32 protein-coding genes and 1 pseudogene are annotated in these 26,723 nt (G+C 49.9%); 6 read left to right on the forward strand and 27 right to left on the reverse strand.

Features of this window, described 5'->3' with window-relative positions:
- Positions 1 to 47: 47 nt before the first annotated feature.
- From JOD20_RS17005 to JOD20_RS17015, 3 genes are all read right to left on the reverse strand, one after another.
- Positions 48 to 908: a hypothetical protein gene (locus JOD20_RS17005; protein ID WP_204756414.1), complete on the reverse strand. Its 861-nt coding sequence runs from the start codon at positions 906 to 908 to the stop codon at positions 48 to 50.
- Positions 909 to 1,081: 173 nt separating this feature from the next.
- Positions 1,082 to 2,107 carry an SMP-30/gluconolactonase/LRE family protein gene (locus tag JOD20_RS17010; RefSeq protein ID WP_204756415.1) on the reverse strand — a complete coding sequence of 342 codons (1,026 nt, stop codon included), beginning with the start codon at positions 2,105 to 2,107 and terminating at the stop codon, positions 1,082 to 1,084.
- A complete protein-coding gene (locus tag JOD20_RS17015; RefSeq protein ID WP_204756416.1) occupies positions 2,108 to 3,862 on the reverse strand; it encodes a hypothetical protein in 1,755 nt (584 codons plus the stop codon).
- A gap of 232 nt (positions 3,863 to 4,094) precedes the next feature.
- Here JOD20_RS17015 and JOD20_RS17020 point away from each other — a divergent pair, with 232 nt between their 5' ends.
- A complete protein-coding gene (locus JOD20_RS17020) occupies positions 4,095 to 4,304 on the forward strand; it encodes an alpha/beta fold hydrolase (RefSeq protein ID WP_204756417.1) in 210 nt (69 codons plus the stop codon).
- 92 nt (positions 4,305 to 4,396) lie between these two features.
- On the opposite strand, the gene JOD20_RS17025 is transcribed toward JOD20_RS17020, so the two are convergent.
- From JOD20_RS17025 to JOD20_RS17035, 3 genes are read right to left on the reverse strand one after another with little or no spacing between them, the layout of a single operon-like run.
- Entirely contained in the window at positions 4,397 to 4,918 is a 522-nt protein-coding gene (locus JOD20_RS17025) for a GNAT family N-acetyltransferase (protein ID WP_204756418.1), read from the reverse strand.
- Positions 4,869 to 5,747, reverse strand: a complete 879-nt coding sequence (locus JOD20_RS17030) for an alpha/beta fold hydrolase (RefSeq protein ID WP_204756419.1) — start codon at positions 5,745 to 5,747, stop codon at positions 4,869 to 4,871. The genes JOD20_RS17025 and JOD20_RS17030 overlap by 50 nt, the downstream gene beginning before the upstream one ends.
- 25 nt (positions 5,748 to 5,772) lie before the next feature.
- Positions 5,773 to 6,516 (reverse strand): SDR family NAD(P)-dependent oxidoreductase, encoded by a 744-nt coding sequence (locus JOD20_RS17035; RefSeq protein ID WP_204756420.1) that lies wholly within the window; start codon positions 6,514 to 6,516, stop codon positions 5,773 to 5,775.
- Positions 6,517 to 6,672: 156 nt separating this feature from the next.
- Here JOD20_RS17035 and JOD20_RS17040 point away from each other — a divergent pair, with 156 nt between their 5' ends.
- Both JOD20_RS17040 and JOD20_RS17045 read left to right on the forward strand, forming a co-directional pair.
- A complete protein-coding gene (locus tag JOD20_RS17040; RefSeq protein ID WP_204756421.1) occupies positions 6,673 to 7,017 on the forward strand; it encodes a hypothetical protein in 345 nt (114 codons plus the stop codon).
- Positions 7,018 to 7,249: 232 nt separating this feature from the next.
- Complete coding sequence (locus tag JOD20_RS17045; protein ID WP_204756422.1) at positions 7,250 to 7,819, forward strand: DUF7010 family protein; 570 nt, start codon at positions 7,250 to 7,252, stop codon at positions 7,817 to 7,819.
- Between the two features lie 113 nt (positions 7,820 to 7,932).
- Here JOD20_RS17045 and JOD20_RS17050 read toward each other — a convergent pair whose 3' ends face one another.
- Positions 7,933 to 9,312 carry a dipeptidase gene (locus JOD20_RS17050; protein ID WP_204756423.1) on the reverse strand — a complete coding sequence of 460 codons (1,380 nt, stop codon included), beginning with the start codon at positions 9,310 to 9,312 and terminating at the stop codon, positions 7,933 to 7,935.
- Between the two features lie 351 nt (positions 9,313 to 9,663).
- Positions 9,664 to 10,560, reverse strand: coding sequence for an EamA family transporter RarD (rarD, locus tag JOD20_RS17055; protein ID WP_204756424.1), 897 nt, complete (start codon positions 10,558 to 10,560; stop codon positions 9,664 to 9,666).
- 217 nt (positions 10,561 to 10,777) lie between these two features.
- On the opposite strand from rarD, the gene JOD20_RS17060 reads away from it, so the two are divergent.
- Positions 10,778 to 11,650: an STAS domain-containing protein gene (locus tag JOD20_RS17060; RefSeq protein ID WP_204756425.1), complete on the forward strand. Its 873-nt coding sequence runs from the start codon at positions 10,778 to 10,780 to the stop codon at positions 11,648 to 11,650.
- 1 nt (position 11,651) lies between these two features.
- Here the strand turns inward: JOD20_RS17060 and JOD20_RS17065 are convergent, their stop codons facing one another.
- From JOD20_RS17065 to JOD20_RS17090, 7 genes and pseudogenes are all read right to left on the reverse strand, one after another.
- Positions 11,652 to 12,326, reverse strand: a complete 675-nt coding sequence (locus JOD20_RS17065; protein WP_204756426.1) for an ABC-2 transporter permease — start codon at positions 12,324 to 12,326, stop codon at positions 11,652 to 11,654.
- Positions 12,323 to 13,219, reverse strand: coding sequence for an ABC transporter ATP-binding protein (locus JOD20_RS17070; RefSeq protein ID WP_204756427.1), 897 nt, complete (start codon positions 13,217 to 13,219; stop codon positions 12,323 to 12,325). Before JOD20_RS17070 ends, JOD20_RS17065 begins: the two co-directional genes overlap by 4 nt.
- A complete protein-coding gene (locus tag JOD20_RS17075) occupies positions 13,216 to 13,614 on the reverse strand; it encodes a GntR family transcriptional regulator (protein WP_204756428.1) in 399 nt (132 codons plus the stop codon). The genes JOD20_RS17070 and JOD20_RS17075 overlap by 4 nt, the downstream gene beginning before the upstream one ends.
- 93 nt (positions 13,615 to 13,707) lie before the next feature.
- Positions 13,708 to 14,535 carry a hypothetical protein gene (locus JOD20_RS27010; protein ID WP_420828953.1) on the reverse strand — a complete coding sequence of 276 codons (828 nt, stop codon included), beginning with the start codon at positions 14,533 to 14,535 and terminating at the stop codon, positions 13,708 to 13,710.
- 90 nt (positions 14,536 to 14,625) lie between these two features.
- A pseudogene (locus JOD20_RS27015) lies at positions 14,626 to 15,021 on the reverse strand (cellulose binding domain-containing protein); the annotation flags it as partial.
- 222 nt (positions 15,022 to 15,243) lie between these two features.
- A complete protein-coding gene (locus JOD20_RS17085) occupies positions 15,244 to 15,654 on the reverse strand; it encodes a hypothetical protein (protein WP_204756430.1) in 411 nt (136 codons plus the stop codon).
- A 68-nt stretch (positions 15,655 to 15,722) separates the two neighbouring features.
- A complete protein-coding gene (locus JOD20_RS17090) occupies positions 15,723 to 16,301 on the reverse strand; it encodes an NADPH-dependent FMN reductase (RefSeq protein ID WP_204756431.1) in 579 nt (192 codons plus the stop codon).
- 213 nt (positions 16,302 to 16,514) lie between these two features.
- Between JOD20_RS17090 and JOD20_RS17095 the strand changes: the two genes are divergently transcribed.
- The gene (locus JOD20_RS17095; RefSeq protein WP_204756432.1) at positions 16,515 to 17,111 is read left to right on the forward strand and encodes a TetR/AcrR family transcriptional regulator; all 597 of its coding nucleotides are present in this window, start codon (positions 16,515 to 16,517) and stop codon (positions 17,109 to 17,111) included.
- Here the strand turns inward: JOD20_RS17095 and JOD20_RS17100 are convergent.
- From JOD20_RS17100 to JOD20_RS17150, 11 genes are all read right to left on the reverse strand, one after another.
- Positions 17,108 to 17,533: an FBP domain-containing protein gene (locus JOD20_RS17100; RefSeq protein ID WP_204756433.1), complete on the reverse strand. Its 426-nt coding sequence runs from the start codon at positions 17,531 to 17,533 to the stop codon at positions 17,108 to 17,110. The genes JOD20_RS17095 and JOD20_RS17100 overlap by 4 nt on opposite strands.
- Before the next feature lie 255 nt (positions 17,534 to 17,788).
- Complete coding sequence (locus JOD20_RS17105) at positions 17,789 to 19,036, reverse strand: lysophospholipid acyltransferase family protein (protein ID WP_204756434.1); 1,248 nt, start codon at positions 19,034 to 19,036, stop codon at positions 17,789 to 17,791.
- Positions 19,033 to 20,082 carry an NAD-dependent epimerase/dehydratase family protein gene (locus JOD20_RS17110; protein ID WP_204756435.1) on the reverse strand — a complete coding sequence of 350 codons (1,050 nt, stop codon included), beginning with the start codon at positions 20,080 to 20,082 and terminating at the stop codon, positions 19,033 to 19,035. Before JOD20_RS17110 ends, JOD20_RS17105 begins: the two co-directional genes overlap by 4 nt.
- A gap of 128 nt (positions 20,083 to 20,210) precedes the next feature.
- Positions 20,211 to 20,612: a type II toxin-antitoxin system death-on-curing family toxin gene (locus JOD20_RS17115; RefSeq protein WP_204756436.1), complete on the reverse strand. Its 402-nt coding sequence runs from the start codon at positions 20,610 to 20,612 to the stop codon at positions 20,211 to 20,213.
- Positions 20,613 to 20,663: 51 nt separating this feature from the next.
- A complete protein-coding gene (locus JOD20_RS17120) occupies positions 20,664 to 20,879 on the reverse strand; it encodes a hypothetical protein (RefSeq protein ID WP_054533102.1) in 216 nt (71 codons plus the stop codon).
- A 142-nt stretch (positions 20,880 to 21,021) separates the two neighbouring features.
- On the reverse strand, positions 21,022 to 22,500 hold the full coding sequence (gene lysS / locus JOD20_RS17125) for a lysine--tRNA ligase (RefSeq protein ID WP_204756437.1): 1,479 nt from the start codon (positions 22,498 to 22,500) through the stop codon (positions 21,022 to 21,024).
- Between the two features lie 190 nt (positions 22,501 to 22,690).
- Positions 22,691 to 23,158 (reverse strand): transcription elongation factor GreA, encoded by a 468-nt coding sequence (greA, locus tag JOD20_RS17130; protein WP_204756438.1) that lies wholly within the window; start codon positions 23,156 to 23,158, stop codon positions 22,691 to 22,693.
- Between the two features lie 154 nt (positions 23,159 to 23,312).
- Entirely contained in the window at positions 23,313 to 23,840 is a 528-nt protein-coding gene (locus tag JOD20_RS17135; RefSeq protein ID WP_204756439.1) for a ribonuclease FAU-1 family protein, read from the reverse strand.
- A gap of 74 nt (positions 23,841 to 23,914) precedes the next feature.
- Positions 23,915 to 24,079 carry a hypothetical protein gene (locus JOD20_RS17140; protein ID WP_204756440.1) on the reverse strand — a complete coding sequence of 55 codons (165 nt, stop codon included), beginning with the start codon at positions 24,077 to 24,079 and terminating at the stop codon, positions 23,915 to 23,917.
- 107 nt (positions 24,080 to 24,186) lie between these two features.
- The gene (locus JOD20_RS17145; RefSeq protein ID WP_204756441.1) at positions 24,187 to 24,519 is read right to left on the reverse strand and encodes a hypothetical protein; all 333 of its coding nucleotides are present in this window, start codon (positions 24,517 to 24,519) and stop codon (positions 24,187 to 24,189) included.
- Positions 24,520 to 24,615: 96 nt separating this feature from the next.
- Positions 24,616 to 24,780 (reverse strand): zinc ribbon-containing protein, encoded by a 165-nt coding sequence (locus JOD20_RS17150; protein WP_164689665.1) that lies wholly within the window; start codon positions 24,778 to 24,780, stop codon positions 24,616 to 24,618.
- A gap of 70 nt (positions 24,781 to 24,850) precedes the next feature.
- Here JOD20_RS17150 and JOD20_RS17155 point away from each other — a divergent pair, with 70 nt between their 5' ends.
- Positions 24,851 to 25,444, forward strand: coding sequence for a Rab family GTPase (locus tag JOD20_RS17155; protein WP_204756442.1), 594 nt, complete (start codon positions 24,851 to 24,853; stop codon positions 25,442 to 25,444).
- A gap of 58 nt (positions 25,445 to 25,502) precedes the next feature.
- On the opposite strand, the gene JOD20_RS17160 is transcribed toward JOD20_RS17155, so the two are convergent.
- The gene (locus JOD20_RS17160) at positions 25,503 to 26,669 is read right to left on the reverse strand and encodes a TolB-like translocation protein (protein ID WP_204756443.1); all 1,167 of its coding nucleotides are present in this window, start codon (positions 26,667 to 26,669) and stop codon (positions 25,503 to 25,505) included.
- Between the last annotated feature and the right edge of the window lie 54 nt (positions 26,670 to 26,723).

A 26,723-nucleotide genomic window follows, 5' to 3' on the forward strand; every position in this document is an offset into this window, starting at 1 on the left:
TTTAATTAATCAACGGGCTACCAAAAACTTGGTAGCCCGTTGGTTTTTTAGGCGGCGTGGAGTTGGGCTTCACTTGCTTGGGGTTGCAAGGCGGCGCTGAGATCACGGCGTAGGGCTTCAATATCACCTAAATCATCATCGCACAGCATGGTAACCAAATAATCGCCGAGGGTTTCGACAATTAGCGTGCCTTCATCGGCATGGAGAATTAAGGCACTCGCCCAGCCTAATTCGCAGGCGTAGCCCATTTGGCGATAGACATCTAACAAGGCTTTTGATAAGCCACTAATTCGTTGATGGCTACTGGATTTGGTAAAACTAAGTGCTGATGTTAGCCCTTCGTGATTTGCAAGCGCAATGCCGCGCAAGCGATAGTGCGAAACATTAACTAAGCTATTGAGAATTTGTTGCAAATGGGCATGGCGTTGGGCGGTTGCTGGCGCGAGCTTAATTGCGTTGGCGACCAAGCGATACAACGTGCTAATTTGTTGCATTTCGCAGCTGGCAACGCTGGCATAGCTCGATGTGCCCAAGGCTTCGCGCATGGCTTCGCTGCTCAGCGCATTTGGGGCTTGGCCACGAGTTGCAGCAATAATTAACGGCTTGCCCAAGCGAAAAGCCTGCTCTTCAAGCTCGTTGATAAAATAGCCGCTATCAACCGAGGGTTGGCAGCCATCGACAAAGGTAATTGTGGCCAGCGCCCGCTCCATCAAGCCGCTGCCCAATTCCTCGTAGGTGCTTTTGGGAATCGCCAGCAAACGAATGCTGGTGGTGGTGGTTAATCGATATTCACCAATATGCACAGCACCAGTGGTTGGGCTGAGTGGTTTTAATGTATAGCTGCTGCTAATGGTTTTTAAGCATTGAATGCTCGCTTCGCCATCACCAGTCAAAATGATCGTATGCATGTGCTGCCTCCGCCGCAGAATAGGTGCTAGCTGCACGTGAATAGTGCTCCACACACTACACTCTATTTTGCGCTTTTGTGCATCACTTTAAACGGTACTTTAGGTTGATTCGGCTATGGGATTTTGGTTTTGCTCAACGCGACCTGCGAACTACGGTCGTATAGCCTGCATGGTTATTCTGCTGCCTGCCAACTATCGGTTTCAGGGTTGTAACGATAGCTCAAAGTGCTTTCATTGGGGTTAGTAACCGCAGTCAGGGTGTAATCGAATTGGACAATTCGCACTTGCATGGTCGCATCGCCAAAGGTAATGCGCCGCCCACGTTCATCGCCATGGTAGCCTTGGCCGCTAAAATCAATTTCTTGGCGCGGCTGGCCAGTTGGATTGCCTTGGGCATCCAGCGCAATTGAATAGATTTGGGGCTGGCGTGCTAAAGCATAATATAAGCGCTTACCACTACTGCCGTTATACACCCCAAGCCCAAAGCTATCAACGCCATCGAGCACGATGCTGGCTTTTTTACTGGCTAAATCAACGCGAAAGATGCGACCAAATTGTTGCTGCTTGGTTGAGCCAAACACCGATGAAACATACAAACTATGAGTGTTGCAATCGTAATTAAGCGCCAAAATGCCATAGGGATTGGTATTGTTGGCGGGTGCAGCGGTTGGTAAATCGAGCAATTCGCTCAATTCGGCAGTGCGTGGATCAATCCGATAGAGCTTATTGGCCGCCGCTGGTGGATTATACAAAATGCTGACCCAGGGCACTGCACCAACATAAATCGCGCCGTCGCGATCCAAAATTGGCGAGCTAAGATAGCCAGCCTGCGCCCAAGAAGGGTGTTGATAGGGCGCTGGTTGGCTGGCTTCTTGGCCTTCGCTGGTCAAATCGTACATCACCATGCCACGCACGCGGCGGGCTTGGGTATCGAGCACTGCATTGACCCCAAAGCCTTGGGCTTGGGCAAACGGCGGAATTTGCTTGCACGAGGTTACTTCGCCTTGGGCAAAATTGCTGGCAGTTGCTGAACTACGATTAAGCCACCACACTCCCAATCCAAGTACAGCGAACACCGCCAAAACACTGCCCAAGGCCAACAATGAACGCCGATTGTTGGCCTGATTGGGCTTAACTGGTAACTTTGCTGCTTTTATGGCGGGCTGGGCTGATTGCGGGCGTTTTTTACGACGACTCATTTATTTGCCTCGCTCTGGCCGAAAAAGCGGCCCCGACCAACAAGGATATTCTTCGGGCACATAGACTCCGCGCCGCAACACCGATTCGGCCCAACAATATTGGCTGCCTGGCGTATCGTCGTTTTTAAGTTGAGCCACATACCATAACACGATGTTTTGGTTGCTAATGCTTTCCGCTGGATTGTCGATAAATTGCTCGGGGCCTTGGTTTGCGTCATTATTGCAGCATGGCCCAATCGTCACCATATCGCTTTCGCCTTCGTCGCGTTCAGGATGATCGAGCGTTGCATAAAGAAAGGCTTGATCGCCACGCCCGCCATCAGCAAATTGGCCGCGTCCGGTGGCAATGGTGTAACTGCCGCCATTGGCAAAATCGAGCCGATATTCTGCGCCGTCGGGGTGGATTTGGCGCGTAGCTGCGTCCTGCCATTGTTCTGTTTCCCAGGTTTGCCATTGTGTGCCATCCCAGGCGCTGATTGTGCCAGTATCGGCCAAACTAATGCGCGTGACTGGTCGATAGGTGCCATCATCGCCGCAACCACGGCCAACGCTGGCGATTGCTGGCCGAAAGCGCCCATCAAAATAGAATTGAAACGCTTGCTCGTAATAATAATTGCATGGCTCAGGCCAAAGCTCCGACCAAAATTCCTGCACCAATTGAAAACCAACCACTTGATCATTCTCGATCAACTCGCCGATCATTGGTGGCTCGACGGCGATGACTGCTGCTTGGGAAAAATAGGGGCAGCCAACTGCATCGCTATAGCCAAAACCATCGCGTTCGCTATAGCTCACATGCCAATCGACCAATTTAGCACTTTTGAACAAGGGCTTACCTTGATAACTTACCTCGGAAATGCGCAGGCCATCGGATGAGGTGAGCATATAATCAAAGGCCCAGCCATCACGCTCCAAACTGGTTGTATGATCGCAATATTTTAGTACGGCCTCGTTTTGCATGCCTTTTTCGGTCACTGCCGGGCCAGTTGCCCCAACATTGGTCCAGCGCACGCCCACCAAGCGGGTATCGGTCAGATCGACAATCGCCCACAATGCGCGTTCGCCTTCGACAAAGGTTGGCGCAACGCATAAATGCAGCGAGCGCTCGCAGCGGGTGGCGTTCAACGACGTTTTGGTATTGGCCATCACTGCTTGATCGGAGCTTGGTTTGTAGCCAAGCACCTGCTCAACTTCGGTGGCGTTACTGGCAATTTCACGTGCCACCGCCGTCAAGTGTTCAGGAATATCAGGCTGGCTATTGGCGAGGCGCTCGACGACAATTACTTTTTGATTGGAAATATCGACGGTAATTGCCAACGTCAGGTTAAGCGCAAAATTGTAGATCTCGACGCGATAGCAGCTGACCTGCAAGCATTGAGCAGTTGCCTCGATGATGTCGCTCTCGCGTACAGGCACAACCCCAAAAACCTCATTGCGAAATGGAATACCATTCTGCTCAACAAATTGACTTTGGAGCTTTGGTTCGTTGAGCGCCACAATTTGGGCCATTGCTTGCTGCGAATCAAGGCTAGCGAGGGTCAAAACTGGCGGTTTGGCACTCAATGCAGCATCGATAGCTTGCTGGTAGGCGCTCAATAAAGGATAATCGCGGGCTTCGGGGGTAACTGCGGCGGCGAGAATGGCGGGAGTTTCAGCGGGAAGACTGGTGGTTGTGGGGTGTTGGGCAGGCGTTGTGCCACATGCACTTAATCCTAACAACAGCACTATTAATTGATAGCAAACGCTTCGTCGCATAGAAACTCCTTCACACCTACAAGAACGATGATTAAATGAATCTGCGTGGTAGTGTGGCGAGAATGAAGCAAGCGCGTGATTTCATTATAGAAGATTCTGGCCAATTCTGCTGCATCAAATTCGCACTTGCTGCCAATGCACGTTCGTTTGTATGATAGCGCCTGATTATAAAAGCCTACATGGTTTATCAACCTAAACAATTGGCTTGTTGAATGAGGAGTGTTGAATTTCAATGCCTATTTTTACATGTGCAACCTCCGATGGGGGAACGCTAGTTTTTGATCGACAGGGTACTGGCTCGCCGTTGCTTTTGCTGCATGGCTTTGGCCAAGATCGCATGCTTTGGCACAACGCGGGCTGGGTTGAGCGCCTCGCTGCTCATTTTACTGTTATAACCGTCGATCTGCGTGGCGCTGGAGCGAGCTTTATGCCGACTGAATAGCCTTCTTTTGATGCTATCGATCATACTTAATGCGTGAATAAAGCCCCTCGCCTGCGTCGTGAGTGAGGGGCTTGGGTATGCATTTTTTTCAATTAATGGGCTAATTCGCGATAAAACAACACGGTTGCATGGGTTTCGCCATCGGCGCTCCGGGCAAAATTGGGAATAACCCCAGCTTCGTGATAGCCCAATTTGCGATACAGCGACTCAGCCTTATCGCCTTGGCGCGTATCGAGCACCAACAACCAACGGCCATGGGTTTGGGCAACCGCCTCAAGTTCGTGCATTAATTGTTGGGCGATGCCACGGCGTTGAAATTGCGAATGCACTAATAATTTTTGGACTTCGGCGCGATGGCTGGCGTTGGCTTTGTTGGGTAGATCAAGCTGGACGCTGCCGACAATATGATCTGCATCCAACGCTACCAACAATACCCGCTGCTCGGCCTGAAGATCGCTGATGATCGCTTGCCAATAGCTGGTTGCATCGGTAGGGTTGAGCGGCGGCAAAAAGCCAATTGACGCGCCTTGAGCAACGCTATCAATTAATAATTGACATAATTCGCTAAGCTTCGCTTGCGCTTGCTTGAAATTGTAAGCTTGAATTGTGATCATGCTGATTCCCTGTGACGATTGATTGCAACCAATTATTGATTAACTCGGCAGTTTCACGATACGACTCCTCGAACATTAAATCGTGATTGGCCTTGGGAATAACCCAATATTCGGCGTTGTAATGGGCTGCCGCAGGCCGCGAATAGACCTCGGGAATACAGCGATCGTTTTCGGCAGCTAGCCATAAGAGCGGCGTTTTGACCTTTTTGGCTGGTCGCCAGAGTGGCCAACGATATTGCAACAACACTAGGGCCGATTCTGGAACGAGCTGGCGGTGGAGTTGTTTAGGCTTGATAATTGCGTTTTCGCTGAGGAACCAAAAAGCTGCGCGTTTGGGCGTGCGAATGGTTGGCGTTGCAGAGAACGAAAGCCACGACAGCAATACGCCCCAAGGATCAAGTTTTTGGGCATTACGGAAAACTGGGCGCATACTATGGCTCAGCCATGGCGCTACCAACACCATTGCTGGCAAATCAGCGTCGCCTTTGGCAAGATGCCACTGGCCCAGCGCGCCACCCATACTGTGGCCCATGTAGATTGGCTTGGTTGGCAAGCGCTCAATTTCGGCTTTGAGCGTGCGGTAATAATAACCAAGCGTATTCAACCGATATGGGCGCTGGGCTGGTGATTTGCCATGGCCTGGCAGGCTGAATGCGATGCTCTGCCAGCCCCATTCGGCCAATAATTCTTGCCAAGGTTGCCAGCACCACGCTCCATGCCACATGCCGTGGCCTAGCAAAATTGGCGTTTGCTGGCGTTGTTGCTGGGGAGTGTAGATGATGCGCTCGATGCCAGCTTCAAGCTGATGCTCAATCGTATATTCGGTCACAGTGACCTCTTTCGCTCTAAACAAGCTACATGCTGGTTATGCCACCATCGATGATATATTCGGCTCCGGTGATAAAACTAGCCGCAGGCGAGGCCAAAAAGACGATCAATTCGGCAATTTCTTGGGGTGTGCCCATACGTTTGAGCGGAATCGAGCGAATCATTCGTTCGTGGGCGCTTGGCTCGAAGCCCTCTAAAATTGCTGTTTCGGTCCAGCCTGGGCAAACAGCGTTAATCCGAATGCCTGCGGATGCTAGCTCAATTGCGCCAGTTTTGCTCATCTGAATCACGCCAGCTTTGGCCACGCCATATGGCCCCAAATTGGGCGAGCCGCCAACGCCTGCAATCGAGGCCACATTGACAATCGCGCCGCCTTTGCCAGTTGCAAGCATGGCTTGGCTGGCATATTTTTGGCCCCAAAATACTCCGGTCAAATCGATGTCGAGCACGCGTTGCCAATTATGATTTTCGGTTAGGTGCAACGGCGCTGGTTGGCCGCCAATGCCTGCATTGTTGATCATAATATCCAAGCCACCTTGCTCGAGGGCAAATTGCACTAAGGCTTGAATATCGGCCTCGTTGCGCACATCGCAAGGCTGAAAAAGAGCGTGACCATCTGCGCTGCGAATCTGTTCGGTAGTTTGTAATGCTGCTTGCTGATTAATATCGCCAATCACAACGGTTGCGCCTTGAGCTGCGAGAATTTTGGCTGTGGCCGCCCCGATGCCAATCGCTCCGCCAGTGACAATTGCAACTTTCCCGTGAAGCATCCTGTCCTCCTTGACATGCTAGCTGTGGCGCTATTATCAGAAATCGACACATAAAAGTCAAAAGGCAAGGATGAAGGATGAGGGATGAAGGATGATGTCAGATGTCAAAAGTCAATAGCCTAAAGCCTCTAGCCCTTCGTGGAATTCGTGCAATTCGTGGCTAAAATTGACTTTGCGGAATTTAACGCAGAGGCGCAGAGAACCGATGGCTATAGGCTTTGGGCTATTGGCTGGCCAACCAAAATTATTGCCGTATTGACCTGTTTGATCTTGATTGGCCTGAGTATTTCGGGTGTGCTCTTGTGGTGGTGGCGCAGACCCAAGAGCAAATTGGGCATGCCTGGCCGCGTTAACGAGCAAGTCGTGCCAAAATGGATGGTTGCCGTAATTGTGGTCTTGAGCATTTTTATGCCATTGATGGGTGTATCGTTGCTGTTGGTTTTATTTGGCGATTGGGGTTGGCGGCGTTGGCAGCGCTCGCGCAATAATCAACCAGCTTAATCTTGAGCATCCAGCTGAAATATTGATCAAGTGGCATTGAATCTGAAGCAATGATAGATAATCGTGTTGCCTATTCCTCGTATTTCACTCTTCAATCGCTTCAAAGTTCAATCCATCTTTGGTTTTTCAGTGGAATAAGCTGATGTATGCTATTCTGCTCTGTCTGAGAGAACGCTAAAGTGGCGAAGATCTGGAATGGTAGGACGTAGCTGTGTTCAAGGAGGTCTGGTCTATGGATTGGTCAATTTCCGCCGCCCAAGCCGATATGCGTGAGGGCTACTACAGCGGGGCTACTGGAATCTTGGCATCGGCGCTGGCATGGTCGGTTGCGGCAGGTGTTGCGTTGGCTGGCTCGCCAAACCGCGCAATTGTGGTGCTGCTGCTGGGTGGGATGCTCATCTTCCCCGTCTCGATCGTAATTTGTAAAATCCTTGGCGTGCGCGGCACGCATACCAAAGGCAATCCGCTTGGCCAGCTGGCAGGGGCGAGCACATTCTGGCTGATTTTCTGCATGCCGCTTGCCTATGGCCTTGGGCGGGAAAATCCAGCTTGGTTCTTTGGTGTCATGTTAATTGTCATTGGCGGTCGCTATCTTATATTTGCTACGCTGTATGGCATGCGGCTCTACTGGATTTTAGGGCTTGCCCTTGCCGCCGCCGCGATTGGCTTGGTGTTTCTATCAGCCGCCGCGACGATTGCTGTGAGCGCAGGCGCGCTGATCGAATTGGCCTTTGCAATCACATGTTTCGTCTACCACCGTCAGTCGTTGCGCTCGCTCGCAAGCGGAAAACTGAGCAGCTAATTGGGCGGTTGAATTGCCTCAGCGCCCGAATTTAAGCGTCATGCGTCGGTTGTAGCAGCGAACACTCTTTGCCCAGAGCATTGAGCTAAAGAGCGTTCGCTCGTTTTTAATCATCAAGCGGATTGCTGGCCCATATTGGTGTAGAAATGAATCGCGGTGGCAACGCCACGGAAAAATTCATCAACCAACAGGTATTCGTTGGGCGCATGGCCATTTTCGCCTGTGCCAAAGCCTAGCGTCGCCAAATTCATGCCAAGTTCGCGCTGGAACATGCCCATAATTGGCACCGATCCGCCTTGGCGATAGAGGGTCGCAGGCTTGCCCCAGGTTGCCTCAAACGCTGCTTGCAAGGCTTCAATCACTGGCCCATCGTAGAGCAAATTGACTGGATAGCTGGTTGGACCTTTGGTCACAACCACTTCGGCGGTTTCGCTGGCAAAGCTCTGGGCAAACTGGCTAAATGCCTCAAGAATTGCATGCGGATCTTGGTCGGCGACGAGGCGCATGGTTACTTTGAAGCCAGCCTCGGCAGGGATGATCGTTTTGCTGCCAGCCCCTTGATAGCCGCCCCAAACGCCGTTGACATCGCAGGTTGGCAAGGCCGTGGTGCGTGCAACTAATGAACCAAGGTCGTTGGCCCAAAACTTCTCGCGGCCTGTTTGACTCTTGAGCATTTCGAAAAATTCTTGCTCTTGCGCCGCCATCAAGCCTTGTTCGGTCTTCGATGGCGTTTGCACATCAGCATAGAAGCCAGGAATTTGAATCCGCCCAGTTTGGTCGTGGAGGGCAGCGATAATTGTGCCCACTACATGAATTGGGTTTTGCACTGCCCCGCCAACTAAGCCAGAATGTAAATCATGGCTTGGCCCCGTTACCTTCACTTCGGCCCCGATAATGCCGCGGGCTGTATAGAACATCAAGGGTTGGTCTGGCTCCGAGCCGCCATCGCAAATCAGCATCAAATCTGCTGCCAACAGCTCTTTATGCTCACGCACAAATGGCTCCATTGCTGGCGACCCAGTTTCTTCTTCGCCCTCGAAAACCACTTTGATATTGACCGGCAGTGTGCCAGTGGTTTCAAGCAGCGCTTCAAAGGCGATTAAATTGGCAAACGCACCACATTTATCGTCGATTGAGCCACGCGCATACAACTTGCCATCCTGTAATCGTGGCTCGAACGGCGGGGTTTCCCATAATTCAAGTGGCTCGACTGGTTGAACATCATAATGGGCATAGACCAAAATCGTTGGCGCATTTGGCCCAGCTTTGAGCCATTCGCCATACACCACTGGATGTCCTGCAGTTGCAATTGCCTGACAATTGGCAAAGCCAATCCGTTGTAAATCGCCAACCAGCCAATCGGCACAGCGTTGCACATCGGCAGCAAATGCAGGGTCGGTACTCACCGAGGGAATCCGTAGCAATTCGTTAAATCGAGCCAACAGCTGATCGTGGCGATCGTCAACCCATGCCAAAGCAGCATCAACACTCATCTGGTAGACCTCACACTAATTCGATCCCTTAATTCAGTATAGGTTAAGCAGTAGATTTCAACAACCATGTATGATCCACGAAGAGCACGAAGAGCACGAAGCGAGGGCTAGTCGCTAGGATTAACGCAACGGAACCGCGAAGAGCGCGAAGAGCGCGAAGTTAAGTATAATGGTTTATTGCCTTAATCACAGATTGATCCGCTCACCCCAAACCGGCTTCCATCCGATAGATGAGGGGTTTTAATGTCGTGGTTCTTGCGTAATTCATCGGTAAAAACGGGTGCTCCCCTCGCCCGCGTTCAGTGGGAGAGGGGTTGGGGGTGAGGGGATCTGAAACCATTGTTAGATTAATTAACTTCCTTGTGTAGCAGCAAGCTTGGTTGGCTGGCCGCGATGGAGATAACTTTCAAGGCTATACAATGCTAAGGCAATCCAGATAATTGCAAATCCAATCAGCTTTGCGCCAGAAATTGGCTCGTGATAGAGCAACACTCCGAGGCTAAATTGCATCGTCGGGTTGATATATTGCAATAATCCAAGCGTTGTCATTGGAATTTGGCGTGCGCCCGCTGCAAAAAGCAGCAATGGAATCGCCGTAACAATGCCTGCCCCAGCCAACAATAGCGTTACCGTCCACGATTGATGGCCAAATGCTGCCTTGCCTTGCGTTTCTAGCCACAGCAAATAGCCCGCTGCCGGCCCAAAAAAGACCACTGTTTCCAAAGCGAGGCCCTGCAGCGAATCCAAGGCAGCGGTTTTGCGAATCAGGCCATAAAAACCAAAGGTAAAAGCTAATGCCAAGGCGATCCATGGCAACACACCCAAGGCCACGCTCAGATAGATAACACCGATCGTTGCCAAGCCGATCGCAATCCCCTGCCAGCGTCGCACCCGTTCGCCCAAAAAGAGCATGCCTAAGCCAACATTGACCAACGGATTAATAAAATAGCCAAGGCTACTTTCGACGACATGGTTGGCATTGACCGCCCAAATATAAACATACCAGTTGATGCCCAGCAAAAACGCGCTGGTCGCATAGATCAACACCGTGCGCCGATTGCGCAAGACCTGCAAAAACTGGCCCATTTGGCCGCGAATCAGCACCAAAAAGCCGACAAAAATCAACGACCATGCCATGCGATGAGCCAAAATCTCCAAGGCTGGAACACTGCTCAGCATTTTCCAGTAGAGCGGGAAGAATCCCCAACATGCATAAGCCCCGGCTGCGTAGAGAATTCCCCGTTTCATGCCAATACTCCCAGTGATGCACGCTTTGGTTGGTGCTTGGAATAATCAATTTCAGATTAACTGCATTATCGCTGATTTTGGCCAAAATTATGCTATGCTTAAGCCCAAGCCTCGCATTCAATTTGCCTCAGATCTGAATGATTTCGCGTTTGGCTGACCTTTCTTCGCTGCATCGTCGTAAGTGTTGGACCCTTATTCGCCATCAGGGAGCGTTGACATGAGCAATTCAGCAGCAGAGATCGCCGCACTCAAGGCCGAAATTGCCGAATTACAAGCCCAATTGGCCCACGCCCAACAGCAAGCTGCCTTATTTGAAAATGTGGTTAAGCATTTGCCAATTGGCATCGATTTGTTACAACGTGAAGATGTGAATGATCCTACCTCGTTTCGCTTGATCTTTTCGAATGGTCTGATGCCAAATGCCACCATTGATCTGCGCTTGCACATTGGCAAATTGCTCAACGATATTTTCCCCGATATTCCGCTGGCAATCTTAAATCGCTATCACCAAGCCTTAAATTCTGGCGAAACCATGCATCTGAATGAGTTGGTGATGAATCTGCCAGAGGTTGGTCAACGCATTGCGCAATTAACGGCGATTCCGCTGAGCAGCGATCTCTTGTGCATCAAAGTTGCCGATATTACCGAGCAAAAACAGGTGCTCGAAGCGCAACGCCAGATGCTTGAGCAGCAGGCAGTCATTCATAGCCAACAGGAAGCTTTGGCCGATATTTCAACGCCATTAATTCCAATTACCGATAGTGTGGTGATTATGCCGCTGATCGGGGCGGTTGATACGCGGCGGGCGCAGCAGATGCTGGAAACTTTGCTCCATGGTATTAGCACGATGAACACGCGCTTTGCAATTTTGGATATTACTGGCGTGCCAATTGTCGATACCCAAGTTGCGCATGTGCTAATTCAAGCGGCGCAATCGGTGCGCTTGCTGGGCGGCCAAGTGATTTTAACTGGCATTCGACCAGAAGTTGCCCAAACCTTGGTAGGCTTGGGCGTGAATCTCAACGATTTGATTGTGCGCGGCAATTTGCAGAGCGGCGTGGCCTACGCCACCTTGGAACGCTCGCGCTAATTTAGATAAAATTGGTCTTGCGCTGTTGAATCAAGAGCGTTGTGCCTAATAAACCAATAATCACCACCAATTGAATTGCCAAAATGCTCAATTCGGTGCTATTCCAGGCCAGTTGGTTGCTATCACGGTGCTGAGCAATTGCCGGAATTTTGAGTATGCCCCATATAAATCCTTGAAAGCCCAAATTTGAAATCGCCATCGCGCCAATTGCGCCATGCTGCGATTCAGTCACAATCCCCAACATCATAATCAGGCAATAGCTCAATAAAATTTCAACTAATCCCAAGGTTACTAAAGCAGTCAATCCATTTGGTAGGCTGTCGCTGGTCAGAATAATCAGCCAACTACTCAATAATGCCATCAGCCAAGGCACACAAAACATCGAAAGATTGGCCGCAAGTTTGGCAATTGCATAATGGCGGGCCGAAACTGGTAAACTCATAATAAAAGTCAAGGTTTTTTGGCTATATTCGCTAATTACATTGCTGGTTGTCAGATGAATACATAAGATAAATAAAATAGTCAAAATCAGAATTACGCCCATGCCAAAAACGATATTATCGGGATCAGCAAGGAGCATCACGTTGGCAATCAGCATTGCTCCAATATAAATAGCCATCATCGTGCGATTAATTTGCCAATCTTTGCGAATAAGTTGTTTAATCATCGAATTCATAAAGTTTTTCCTTCACGCCGAGCTTGAATCGAAGCGACAAAAATTTCTTCTAAGGTCAAGTGTTCAACTGCCTGGATTTCTAGGCCTGCTTGTTGATAGATTTGGTGCAAATCTGGGCTATAACGATTAGTAATTAGGCTTTGTAATTGACCATTGCCTTGTTGCTGAATGATATGCGGCAATTCGGTCAAGGTTTGGCCTGGTGCAATCCGTACTCGCAAACGTCGCCATAGATCAAGCAAATCTTCTTTGGATGTGGCTTCGATAATTGAGCCTTGGTCAATAAAAGCCACTTGATCAGAAATTTGCTCAACATCCAAGGTATTGTGCGACGAGAATAAGATTGTGCGTTGTTCATCAGCCAGCACTTCCATTAATGCGCTTAGCACCTCTTGGCGCGCCACCGGATCAAGCCCGGTCGTCGGTTCATCGAGCACCAACAGCTTTGGGCGATGGGCTAGTGCCAACAGCAACGTGGCTTTTACCCGTTGGCCATGCGATAAACCCTTGATCTTTTGTTCGGCTCGTAGGTCGAAGCGCTTGAGCAATTGCTCAGCATAGGCTTGATCCCAATTCGGATAAATTGATTGAATAAACTGCATATGCCACGCCAAATTTGCCTTGGGATAGAGCCGCATATCCTCGGAAACATAGCCAATCTCACGCTTGGCGAGCACCTGTTGATCAGGCATCGTCTGGCCCAATACCTGCACCGAGCCACGATCTTGATGCACCAAGCCCAATAAAATGCGAATCGTCGTCGATTTGCCAGCTCCGTTAACGCCGATAAATCCGGTAATGCTGCCAGTTGGCAAGTTCAACGAAATATCGTTTAGGCGGAAATATTTATAATCTTTGCCAACATTGCGTAATTCAACGGCATGATTGTTCATAAAAGCTCCTGTTGTTGGTGCGAGGCCGCAGCATGCAAGCGTTGAATTAATTGCTCATTCGATAAGCCCAATAATGCTGCTAAACGTGCTACTTGTTCAAGATACGAATTCAATTCATCCTCCCATACTTGGCGACTAAGCTGAGTATTGGTGGCAACAAACGAGCCTTTGCCATGCTGGGTTACGATAATTCCCTCGTGCTCTAGCTCAAAATAGGCGCGTTTGACCGTAATTACACTAATCCGTAGATCAATCGCGAGTTGCCGAATTGAAGGAATTTCGCTGCCCGCTGGCCAATCGCCAAGCGCAATCCGTTGTTTGATTTGCTCGATAATTTGCAAATACATCGGACGACCATCAGCCCGTGAAATAATTAAATCACTGTGTATGTTCATATACACAGTATATACAGTATGTACAGCTTGTCAAGCCCTAAAACACAAACGACCAGCATTGTGCTGGTCGCTGTTGTTAGCTTTTGGGGTGGTTTAGTAGCCGTAACGACTCTTGAGATGTCGCCAGAAGTCGCGCAACATCCATTTATCAAACTCGGTGATTTGGCTGGCGCTACCAGCTTTCATCAAAAAACCGTTAACTCCGGTTGGGTTCCAATCGTAAAAATCATCAAGCCCAAAGGTATGGCCAACTTCGTGGAGAAAGATGTGAATGTTCTCGCTATTGAGCGCATTGACAAAATATTCGCTGCCGACGCGCTGACCCCAATCGCCACCAGCGCCGCCGCCCATGCCCTTGGTCAGCCACAGCGACATATCATAGTGATGATCGATGCCGCCAGGACAGTCGGAATAATCGCCATCTTGGTTGAAGAAACGGCCACACGGCGGTGCACATTGCGGCGCATTCTCTGCAATATTGTTGACATAAATATCAACTGAATTGTCGCTCCATTGCAGGGTGCTGCGATCGCGCACGGCCCAGCCGACGACTTTTACATTGACATTGGTATACGGCCAGCCATTCGTACCTTGGCTGTTATCAAGCATCGCATCCATCCATTTTTTGAACTGGCGCGCCAGCGCGGCGTGAATTTGGTCGCGCAAGGCAGCGGAAACTGGTGCATCCGAATCCCAGCGCACACAATAATTAATTGAGCCATTGCCGGCAATCACTTGATCCCAGCCATAATTGCGAAAGCCATACAAATTGCCATAGGTCGATTCGACGTGCTGCCAAACTTCGTTCAATGGCGTGACCAAGTTGCTCGGTGGATTCCAGCCAGTTGGTGCAGGTGTGCGGGTTGCGGTTGGCACAACGCTAGTTGCAGTTGGTGCAGGCGTGCGAGTTGCGGTCGGCACAACGCTGGTCGCGGTTGGTGCAGGCGTGCGAGTTGCGGTCGGCACAACGCTGGTCGCCGTTGGGCTGATGCCAGCATTACAAGCGATACCGTTGAGTTGAAAATTGCTTGGAATTGGATTGCTATTGGCCCAGCTTGCAATAAAGCCAAGCTGAACGCTGGCATTGCTGGCGATTGTGCTATTCCAAGCCTGATTGCTCACGCTAACAGCGTTGCCAGTTTGGCTATGAGTGCCACCCCATAATTGCGAAATAACTTGATTATTGAAATTCCAAGTTATCGACCAATTGTTGATTGGGCTGGTGCCCGTGTTGCGAATGACAATATCGCCCTGAAAGCCGCCCTGCCACTGGCCAACAATTGTATAACTTACTGAACATGCGTTAATTGCCTGTGCTTGAACCGGCTTTTGGGTCTGCACCCAACCAAGCCCAAGCAACACCAAAACCATCAATAAGCGCCATGCCCGCCTTGAACTACGCAGCATCGATTACTCCTAACCCCAGCAATTGAATAACAATGAGCGTTGTGTGCTTTGGAATCGATCCCAAGGTGCAACGAAGTTGAACAACAAACAATTCCACACGCGCGCTTGGGGTTATCCTAGCATGGCATGTTTATTAAAATATACTTAATTTCTTTAGAATTATTAATGAAATTTTACGAATTAACTTGAGGCTAAGCATTTTTTGATGTAGCTGCGGCAGAATTATTGATCGCTTAATCCAACGTGCTTTGGATTAGTAAGCAGCCTTCTGAGCATAATGTCAATTCCTTCGAGTGCAAAGACAATCCCGAAACAGCCATTAATTCCCAGCTGATACGCTTGATCCGCACTCGTTTGATAGGGATGCCCGACGGGATCAATCGCTCCTACGAGAATGGGAATTTTGCCTAATTGTAGATGCTTTCGACTTTCAACTGCCCATTGAAATCCATCATGAGCTGTGAGAAGTGTGCGTTTTGCAATGAGGATCTGTGGTGGAGTTTGTGTGCAGTATGATTGAATTGCAGCTATCTTCGAAAACCAGTGTAGCGTCCAATTGAGGGTTGTAAGGCCAACGTGGATGACCTGTGGGTATGGTTCAGTCCAAAGCAACCCAATTGTGCTTGTTGCCATGAGCGAATTCTTTTCTCAAGTATGCGCTGGCAAGCATATTAAGGCTTGCCAGCACAAGAATCAATTAATTAAGCTTGTTCGCGGGCGGTTTTGAGCGCCTTTGTCCACCAAGCTAATTCTTCAAACAAGGTGTTGAGGGTTGGCAAGAGGTGGGGAAGGTCGTTTAATTCCACGCCTTGTTGCCAAATTCCAAAGAAATCGGCTCCGCCAATGTGGACTGCGGTGCGGGTTGGAGCCATTTGCAACTCAACTGCGATTCCGCGCAGGTGCTCGACGGCGCGCGCGCCGCCAACTCCGCCGTAGCCGACGGCAGCAGCAGGTTTTTTATTCCATTCAGGCGAGGCATAGTCGAGGGCGTTTTTCAAGGCAGCGGTGATGCTGTGGTTATATTCGGCGGTCACGAAAATAAAGCCATCAAAGCTCGCGACGGTTTTTTGCCATGCTTGGGCGGCTTCGCTGGTTGAAGGTGCCCAAGCGTTTGAGGCAACTTCATCGAAAAATGGCAAATTCACTTCGCGCAAATCAACCAGTTCAAACGCTAAATCTGTGTGTTCTTTGGAATGCTCCAACACCCATTGAGCAACTTTTTCGCCCAAGCGAGCTTGGCGGGTACTGCTAATGATGATCGCGATCCGTGGTGTGGTCATTGAACACTCCTTCTGAGATTTACATAATGATTTATGCTTAGAGGTTGCTTGCTTGCGAACCATGGCCGTGCTACTATCCCAATTGGCTTTGAGCACTGACGCTGATTGCACGCATGAACTATCTAAACAACATGTGTATGATAGATGGCTAAAAATCCTGCGTCAACCAACAAAAAGCTACAAGTGTTGTTTAGTTGCAAAATTGGAAGCGTTTTGATACCAGTAAATGTTTCAATCGACCCCCGCATAACTCGCACGCGCCAACGCTTAATCGATGCGTTTAATCAACTGATGCAGCAAAAATCGTTCGATGAAATTACTGTGCGCGATCTTGCGCGTCAGGCTGGCGTTAATCGGGCAACGTTTTATGCCCACTTTCCTGATAAACATGCGATTTTAGATGCAATGATGGCGATTTCGTTTGCCGATACCCTGCAACGCTGGGTTGTCGGGCCACTTGATGACCCAGAAGTCTATTTGGAGCGCCTATTTTTGGCGATTACTGATCAGTTGACGATGTTTAATGGCTCTGAGTGCCAAGATACCTTTTCGACCTTCGAGGCAGTGATTGAGGTTCAGATTAAGGCTCAAGTTTGCAAGCACATTCAAGGCTGGTTTGGCAAGCATATTCCCGCCCAAGTGCTGCGCTATCAGCCGCTCGAACTGAGCGCAGCCTTGGTGAGTTGGGCGTTGTATGGGGCGGCCCAAGAGTGGAAAACGCGAGCGCGAACCCAAGCCCCAGCGACTTTTGGGCATCAAGTGATTCCCTTGATTAGTGCCATGGTGCGTAAATTTATGCACGAGCGCTAGGCTTTGGGCCGATGTTTGTTGATAAAATGGCTCAGCTGATTCGCTGGAATCGCAAAACCCCGACATTCTTCCAGATCGGCGCAAATATAGCTGTAGGTGGCTTGATATTCGCCATCTTGGCGACCGCGCAGGCTGCGCACCGAAATCATATCGCCAACTTCAACAAACTGGGCGCATAAATCGCATTGGCGTTGGCGAAATGGCTTGCCGGCGTGGGCCGACATGTTGAACACGATTCCCCGCGCTTGGCTGCCATCGTGCCACACGAAATAAATTCGGTTGGTACGCTCAGCCAGCCAGTGGTAAAAACCATGCTGCGAGAGCGTAATATCGAGTGGTAATTCGTAATTTTCTGCTTTGCGAAATAGCTTACGCAAGAGTGGGCGCTCAAAAACAAGCGCTGGTTGATCTGCTTGATCCATGGTTATTTGCTCCAAACAAGGTTTGCCATGATCAATTGTATGCAACATGGGTGTTGATTGTTTAGGTCTAAAGCAGGGCTTTGGCTTCAATCATTGGAATGAGTAACTTGATCGTGAGGAATTTCAGATCCCCTCACCCCAATCCCTCTCCCGTGGCGCGTGCGAGGGGCATTCATGTTGTGGTTCTCGCACAATGCGTCGGTAAAACGGGTGCTCCCCCTCGCCCGCGTTTTCGTGGGAGAGGGGGTGACGGAATTAAACAAAAATATTCGAGCGATCTTTGAGTTTATCGAGCAAGGTGTTTTGAATGGTGGTGCGTACTTGCTCGGTCAATTGCGAGATCAATAATGGATCTTCTGCGCCCTTCGCGCCATATTGCTCGGTATCGATTGGCTCTCCAAAGACGATCGTCCATTTTGTGGGTAGCGGAATCAGGCCCAATGGCCCGAACCATGGGAAGGTTGGCGTGATTGGGAAGTAGGGAAAGCCCAAGAGTTTGGCAAACCCCTTGGCATTATGCAAGTGCGGGTGAATTTCCTCGCCGCCGATGATCGAAACCGGAATGATCGGCGCGCCAGTTTTGACCGCGACTTTAACAAAGCCGCCGCGCCCAAATCGCGCCAAGCGATAGCGATCTTTATACAATTTGCCAACGCCCTTCAAGCCTTCGGGGAAAACCCCAACTAACTCATCGCGCTCTAGCAGCGCTTCTGCATTGGCTGGCAAGGCTTGCACTTGGCCCAAACGGCTGAGCAATGGCGAGATAAATGGCAGCGACGAGAACCAGCTGAGGTGCAAATTGCGCAACACGCGGCCAGCTTCATGCTCGAAATTTAACGCAGCGCCGACCATCGCGCCATCCCATGGCAGCACGCCAGAGTGGTTGCAGACCAACAAGGCGCGGCCAGAATCGGGCACGTTTTCGAGGCCAACTGCTTCGACGCGCCAATATTTCTTGTACATAAACAACAAAAGTGGTTTGGCCAAATCAAGCAATTCATAATCTAGCCCAAATTCATCGACCGCGTAATCGCCACGCCAGCGCCGCTTGACCATATCGGCGTTGGCATCAAGCTGGTAGCGCAGCACCAAGCCAATGCCTTTCCAGAAATCGGCATCAAGATAATCGCTGTTGATATTGGCTTTGAGCGTGTTGACCGCCATTTCGATGACTTTTTTGGGCCAACGGGTCAGCGATTCGCGAATTAAGTGAATGACTTCGGCGATTGCACTCTCGCGTTCATCTTCCGAGGGTGGCATGGCCCGAATTTCCGATTCCAAGGCCGAGAGCAACGAATCGATGCGGGTTTGGCTGGTACGCCGCAAATCACCATCAAGATTGATCACTTCAATTGGCGCTTCTGCTGCAACGTCGTGCTCATCGGCAACTGCTGCTTCGATGGCTGGCTCAGCTGCTTTGGCCTCGACAATTGGAATTTGCTGTTCGGTTTCGTCAGCAGCGCCAGCAGCGCGACGGCCACGTTTCTTTGGTTGATCGCTCATGCTTCATCCTCCTGACTGCGACGATTCAAAAAGGCTTGGATTCCATCATAGGCTTTGCGTTTGGGCAGCAAATCGCTATAGCTTTGCAAGCGCAGCGAGCTACGGAAGGCTTCGAGGGCTTCCTCGGCGGTATGGCGTGGCTCATAATTTAATTCGCCGCGCATAGCCGTCGTATCCGCAATCCATGGAAAGCGCAAATAATCTAATTCAAACGGCATAATTTTGTTGGCTAGCCGATTGTTGCGCACGAGGCTAAAACGCTCGGCTGCATAGGCAAAGGGGTGGAAAATTGGCAATGGTTGGCGGCCAACTCGCCGAATCATTTGGCTGAGTGGCATCACGCCATCGGCTGCTACATTGAAAACCCCGTTGGCCTCAGAAACCAAGGCATGCAACAGAGAGCCAATTACATCTGCTTCGTGGACAATTTGCATCAAAGGATCGAAGCCCAGTAAGGTTGGCGGCGTTGGCTGACCAAGGTAGCGCATGGTCGACGATGCGCCGCTGGCTCCGACGATGCCAGGGAAACGCAATACCGCAATATTCATGGCGTGGTTGCGACGGAAATCGGCAATAAAGCGCTCGATTTCGTAGCGATGGCGCAACAAGGGCTTGCCATCGGTGCCGCGTAATGGCGCGTTTTCGTGCAAATACAAGGGGTTATCGACGTGCGCGCCATACACCATGGTTGTGCTTTTGATAACTACTTGTTTGACTTCAGCAGCGTTTGCCGCCGCCAACACTTCCATTGCGCCCATCACATTGGTTTGAAAGGCATCTTCTGGCGAAAGCAGGCCGTGACCGCCGGATAAGCCAGACGTAAAGACCATGTGTAAAATGCCTTCGACCTTCTCCGTGCGGAGCAATTCGACCAGCAATGGGTTACGTAGATCGGCCTGGATATATTCAACGCCATCGATTGGGCGTTCTGGTGGCGCAATATCCAGCCCAATTACGCGCACAATTGGAAATTTAGCCAGTTGGCGGGCTAATCGCCGTCCCCAGCGACCAGCAGCCCCTGTGATCAGCACTGTGCGTCGTTCCACAAAAGCTCCTTATCCAAAAAAAGCCAAATGCGAGCACAACCGTGGTGAGCACATAGAGCGTGGCAGCGAACGTGGGTGAAGCTCTATGCAAAAAAACGTGGCTCCTCGGCAAAAAAAACTGCGTTCCCCTAGCGTGGTTGGGTGCTCAACCTACCAGGAATGAGATGATCGTTGAACCATTGTAGCAGCTGCTCTTGGCTGCGTTCTGAACGCGCGGCAGCAGCCAATTCATGGCTCAAGCCTTCAATATCGTCAATGGTTTGATCGTTGATTTGGGCTAAACGCAAGCTCACCAATAAGGCGGTTGCGCTATTGCCCGAGCGAAATGGGCGATTTTTAATTAATGTGTAACTCAAGGCTGCTATTTTGGCTGGTAAATCGGGGTACAATTCCTCGCCAAAACAGGTTTGGGTTTGGCTTACCACGAGGCCAATCAGCCGATCAAGGCTGTTTAAGCCCAGCCGACCACCAAAGCGTTCGACCAAATAGCCGTGAATATCCAAAATATCTTCGCGTTTTAAATACTGCATATGCCACTTCATTGCTGAGTAAGCAAGCCACAACGCTGTAGTTTGCTGAGGTTATAAGCCAATTAACGATTGAAACTCGCGATCGTAGGCATCGACAACGCCCTTGGCCCAAGCCCGTAATTCGGGGCTGAGTGGGCGACGCAACACCAATTCGCCTTCAGTAAAAACCAATTCAACGGTATCGTGATGTTCAAGGCCGATGGCATCGAGCCAGCCTTGCACCACGGTCGGCAGATTTTCCCGCTCGATAACTAATGAACGTGGCATAGGTTAAGTCCTTTGTTATTTGGTTGTTGGGAGAGGGGGCTAGGGATGAGGATTCAGTTTAGCGATTATCTAATTTGTTGTTGCGACAAATTTTTTATTCGTGGCTGCTGAACCCTATACCCTGACCCCTGACCCCTCGTTGTTACTCTTCGCCCTGCTTGCGCAAGTGCGGGAAGAAAATGACTTCGCGGATGGTTGTTTGATTGGTAAACAACAGACACAGCCGATCGATCCCAATGCCCAAGCCACCAGTTGGCGGCATGCCAACTCGCAGCGCCTCAAGGAAATCTTCGTCCATTTGCATCGCTTCGTCGTCGCCAGCAGCATAATCGCGGCCTTGCTCCAAGAAGCGTTGCTCTTGATCGAAGGGATCGTTTAATTCGCTAAAGGCATTGGCAATTTCAGCGCCAAGCATAAACAGCTCAAAGCGCTCGACAAACTGTGGATCATCGGCTTTGCGCTTGGCCAAGGGCGAAAGCGGCTGTGGGTATTCGGTGATAAAAGTTGGCTGAATCAATTCTGGCTCAACAAATTCACTAAATAACTCATCAACTTGCTTGGCCCACGTTGGCTTGCGCTCAATTTTCAGGCCAGCTTCGCGAATCGCTTCCCATAGTGTATCAAATTCGCGGCACTCGCGAATATCAACCCCAGTTTTATTGAAAATTGCATCGCGCATGGTGATGCGTTGCCATGAGCCACCAAGCTCAATTTGCTGGCCTTGATATTCGATGCTGGTGCTGTTGAAAATTTGCTCAGCAGCAAAGCGAACCATGCCCTCGGTCAATTCCATGATCGATTCGTAATCGCCGTAGGCTTGATAGACCTCAAGCATGGTAAATTCTGGGTTGTGGGTGCGATCAACGCCTTCGTTGCGGAAGTTTTTGCCAATTTCATACACGCCATCGAAGCCGCCCACAATCAAGCGCTTCAAATACAATTCAGTGGCGATCCGCATATACAAATCTTGGTGCAACTGATTGTGATGGGTGGTGAAGGGGCGAGCCGCAGCGCCACCATAAATCGCCTGCAAAACTGGCGTTTCAACTTCTAAAAAGCCGCGTTGATCGAGATACTGGCGCATGGCCGTGATCAAGCGTGCCCGAATGCGGAAGGTTTCGCGCACCTCAGGGTTGGCTGCTAAGTCAACATAACGCTGGCGTTGACGGGCTTCTTGGTCGCTAAATTGGCCTTCACGCTTATCTGGTGGCGGCGTGATTGCTTTGCTCAGCATCGTCCAGTTGGTGACATGCACGCTTGGCTCGCCCATTTTGGTGGTGAAGAGCGTGCCAGTTACGGCAATAATATCGCCAAGGTCAGTCAGATCAACAAAGTGCTTGAATGGCTCATCGCCAACATCGGCTTTGCTGAGAAACACTTGGAACGCGCCATGATCATCGTTTAAGTGGGCAAAGGCCGATTTGCCCATTACCCGCCGTTGGCGCAGCCGCCCCATGATGGTGACGCTGGTGCCAGCCTCGGCGAGTGCGTCGAACTGCTCGCGCAAGGCAGTTAAGGTATGAGTGCGTTGGGGCACGCGAGCGGGATATGGATCGATGCCAGCAGCTTGCAGCGCTTGCAATTTACCATACCGTGTCTGTTGTAAATCGTTTAATTCCATGCCTAATCTCAATAGTAGCGTAAAGCGCGTCAGCTCAGCCCGTTGGAATGTTCACAAAAATGGCTGGGCTGCAAGGCCTACTGCTTGAATCCTGTCGGCTATTATAGCCGAGAACACGGCGATTAATCCGAAAGGCGCACTCTCCAGTGCGCCTTCGGCTGTTCACACACTGAATTGAGTGGGGGATGTGCTAGCGAATTTTGACAACGGTCATTTTCATCACACCGCTGGGGGTGTTAGCAGTGGCCTTTTGGCGCGCGCGTTTACCCATCAAAGCGCTGCCAATTGGCGATTCATTGGAGATTTTACCATCGCGGGGGCTGGCTTCAGCGGCACCAACAATCATCCATTCTTCTTCTTCGCCGTCTTCATAGCGAATAGTGACCGATGATCCGAGCCGTACTTCGCGATTATCACCATCTTCTTCAATCATCTGGGCGTTGTTTAAGATGTTGCGAATTTCGCGGATGCGCCCTTCGAGGAAAGCCTGTTTGTTTTTGGCATCTTCGTACTCGCCGCTTTCGGAAATATCGCCGAGTTCTTTGGCTTGACGAATCCGCTCGGCAACTTCCATACGGCCAGTCGTTTCGAGTTCCTCAATTTCCGCTTCCAGTTTTGCGCGACCCTCTTTAGTCAGATAAAACGGCTTATCGGTCATAGTACTTGCCTCGATTATGGAATGAAAAAAAACCGAGAGGACTCTCAGTCAAAAGAAACGCCCACGCGATTGCTCACGTGAACGTGTTAGCCATTATACGGTATTCAATCACCCTTGTCTAGCCATGAAAGTGTTAGAATTTTTGAACGAGCGTTTATTTTTCAGCTGCAACGTGCTGCAAAAATTGGGCTAAACGCCGCGCTCCAACGTGCTTAAATGGCTCGACTTGGGCTTGGAGTTGCTGATAGATTTGCGCAGTTGTTGTATGCACTTGTTCAATTATAGCGGCAGGTATTGGCCAGCGTTGACAAACCGCAGCAAATTTTGCCTGATCACGAATTTCGATGCTGCCATCGGCCATTTTCAGCAGATCAATTTCTAAATCGATTTCCTCAACCAGTTGATCATGCCACTGATTTGGCAGCACAATATCAACATCGATCAGCTTATCACTGAGATTAAAACATGCCGACCAATAGGCATTTGGGGGAATTAATTTAACAAACGCTTGTTCAAACATGCCTTGTTGACCATTGCTATGTTGCCAAGCGCTGCCTGCGGCAATGCCCAGCCAATGGCCAAATTGATCAGCGCCAAGCAGATAGCCCGTTGCTTGGGCGGTTGGGCGTTTTGGCCATTTAAAGCCATGAATCGCCATCAGCGGATACGCAGCAAGCGACATCGAGCAAGCCTCCTAAAACCAAACACGCTATGATTGCACAGATCATAGCGTGGATTGCAAGCGGGATTGGCTGTTTATTTGGCTTTGCGCACGAGGTTGGTCGAGCCACAGGCGTTGCATTTGGCGTTCTTGGGCAGCGGGCCAGAGATGCGCATTTGATGTTTGCAGTGTTTACATTCGACAGCGGTATCGGCAAAATCGCTGACATCTTCGTGATTTTTGATCGTAATGAATTTCATATGCTGGCTCCCTTGTTGGCGAGAATTTGATTGCTTTTGCTACTAACGAGCTTAGCAGCCAGCCCCCGCCATGACGAGCCTTATAGATGACAGCTTGATGACAGTGGTTATGCTTTATCGATCTGCCACGTAGTCCACGATGCGTCTTTGCTTGTGCTCAACACATGGTTCAGTTGATTGATCATTTGCTGCAACACGCTTTGATAGGCAGTAGGATTGAGGGTTGACAATAACTGTAGTTCATCGGCCTGAACAAAAACCTCGCTGATGATCGTTGCCAGTTCCGATTGTTGAGGCAGCCGCTCTAGAATCTTGGGTAGCGCCAACGTCCAAATTCCAAGCTCTGGGTCAAGCGCTTGGCGTTGAATTGCGGTCAAAACCCCAAGCCCAAGATAGGCCCAAAAGGCCTCAGCATCTGATTCTGGAATTGATAGTTGCAAGTGAAACTCCTTTCTCAACGGTGGCATAATTCAATTAAATCAAAACACGCTATACTTGCAATAATCATAGCGTGTCATTCAAGCGGTAGTGGCTGTTTATTTGGCTTTGCGCACGAGGTTGGTGGAGCCACAGGCGCTGCATTTGGCATTTTTGGGCAGCGGGCCAGAGATGCGCATTTGATGTTTGCAGTGTTTACATTCGACAGCGGTATCGGCAAAATCGCTGACATCTTCATGATTTTTGATATTGATAAATTTCATGGGCTGCTCCTTGAATGGCGAGAATTAGATTTGCTTTTGCTACTAGCTAGCTTAGCAGCCAGTCCTCGCCATGACGAGCCTTGCAGATGACAGCTTGATGACAGTGGTCATCGATTGGGAGCAAGATATGATTCGCCGCCGAATTGCCGTTTGTGGTGCGCCTATGGTTGGGAAAACAACGCTGCTGAGCGCTTTCTGTGAGCACAGCGCTACTGATGAGTTTTATGCAAAAAGCTCAGTGACTGAGCGGCTGGTTTGGATGACGAGCCGTGATGCTGATTCAGTCCGAACATTGATGGCTGCTTCAGGGAGCGTTTTGGCTGCCAACAACTTATTGCCATGGCTGATGCGCAATGTCCATGCGATTGTCTATGTGATTGGCGCGATTGAACCCAATTTTGGGGCCACCTATGGCTTGGGTGCTGTGCAAGCTGAGTGCGAGCGCCAACAGCATTTTTGGAATCTCTATACGCGCCATGCCTTGGCTGTTGGCTCACGCTGGAGCCAGATTCCATGGGTTTTTGTGCTGAATAAAATTGATTTAGGCTCGTATAATCCACTTTTGGAATACATTCCCACAGATTCGGTTTCCAAAATCTATCTCTGTTCTGCGGTAACCAAACAAGGCCTTGCTCAACTTTGGGATCGCATATTGGAGTTTTGAATCTATTTTAATTTTAGTTGCATGGCGTTTCAAGCTCAATTAATCAGCATTAAATCGATCACTTATCGATGATTAACATTGTGCTGGGGTGTGGATTGAATGCTGCAGTCAAGGTTTTATAGCTGATTGTTCCAGTTGCAGCATCGACCAGCACAAATTGCTGGCTATTTGCATCAGAGAAAAGGATTGTTTGGCTCTTGCTGCTCCAAGTTGGATAACATTCAGTGCAGTTCACAAACAGGGTTTGACTGGTTGTGCCATCAGCTTGGAGGATTTGGAGTTCAACGCCTAGTTGGGGCGGCGTGGTCATGCCAAGCATTTCTGGCTCGCCGCCAGCAACCAGCGCAGCTTTTTGTTGATTGGGCGCTGCTTTGATGTTGAGCGTTTGGCTATAACGATCGTACCAAGCGCTGATTGGCGTGCTAACGCCCTGCTCAAGATCGTAGCGCTCAAGCTGAATTAATGGATTGAGATCGGCGGTTCTGGTTTGTTCATGCTCAATAAAGAGTTGTTGCTCGCCAACGATTGCCTGGATGCGGCCTGCACTCAGTTCTTGAGGCTGCTCACGATCGTTGAGATCGAGCAACCAGGTATGCCAATCTGTGGGCGGCGTGCCAACATTGGCTTTACTAAAAAGGAGTTGTTGGTTATCAAGCCAGATCAAATCAGTATAAAATGCGCTCCATTCGCTGATTTGGCCTGTGCTTTGAGCAGCGAAATCGTACACCCAAATCGAGCCTAAAGCGACTGGGGCCGTGGTATCGGTGCGTAGGCGGACAAAGGCTATTTTGCTGCCATCTGGTGTAATTGCAATGCTCTGCTGATCGACTTGGGCGGCAAGTTTGGTTGCTTGCCAGTTTGTATAATCAAGCTGGTAGAGTTCGCCGCCCGAGCCACTATCGCCAACGACCAATGTAAGTGCTGGCTGATTGGGAATAGGATGTATGGTGGTTTGTTCGCACGAATTTTTAGCGCAGGCTAGGCTAAGTTTTAAACTGGCTTGGCCTGTACTGTCAATTGCATGCAGCTCTAGCGCTGTGCGATCTGCATTCGTGATATTGACGATCACGTTGCTTATGCTTTCAGCATTTGGGCTGCTAACGCTGGTGGGAGTAGGTTGGGGAATTGTTGCGGTTGGAAGTACGGTTGCGGTTAGTTGAACTTGATTATTGGCACATCCAGTTAATACTATTGCCATAATGATAATTAACATCGATCGTTGCATAAAAATTATTTCCTTGATGATTAATTTGGATCGCTGTATAGCCTAGTAAAATTA

Source organism: Herpetosiphon giganteus (assembly GCF_016907925.1).
In the GTDB taxonomy this organism is placed as follows: domain Bacteria; phylum Chloroflexota; class Chloroflexia; order Chloroflexales; family Herpetosiphonaceae; genus Herpetosiphon; species Herpetosiphon giganteus.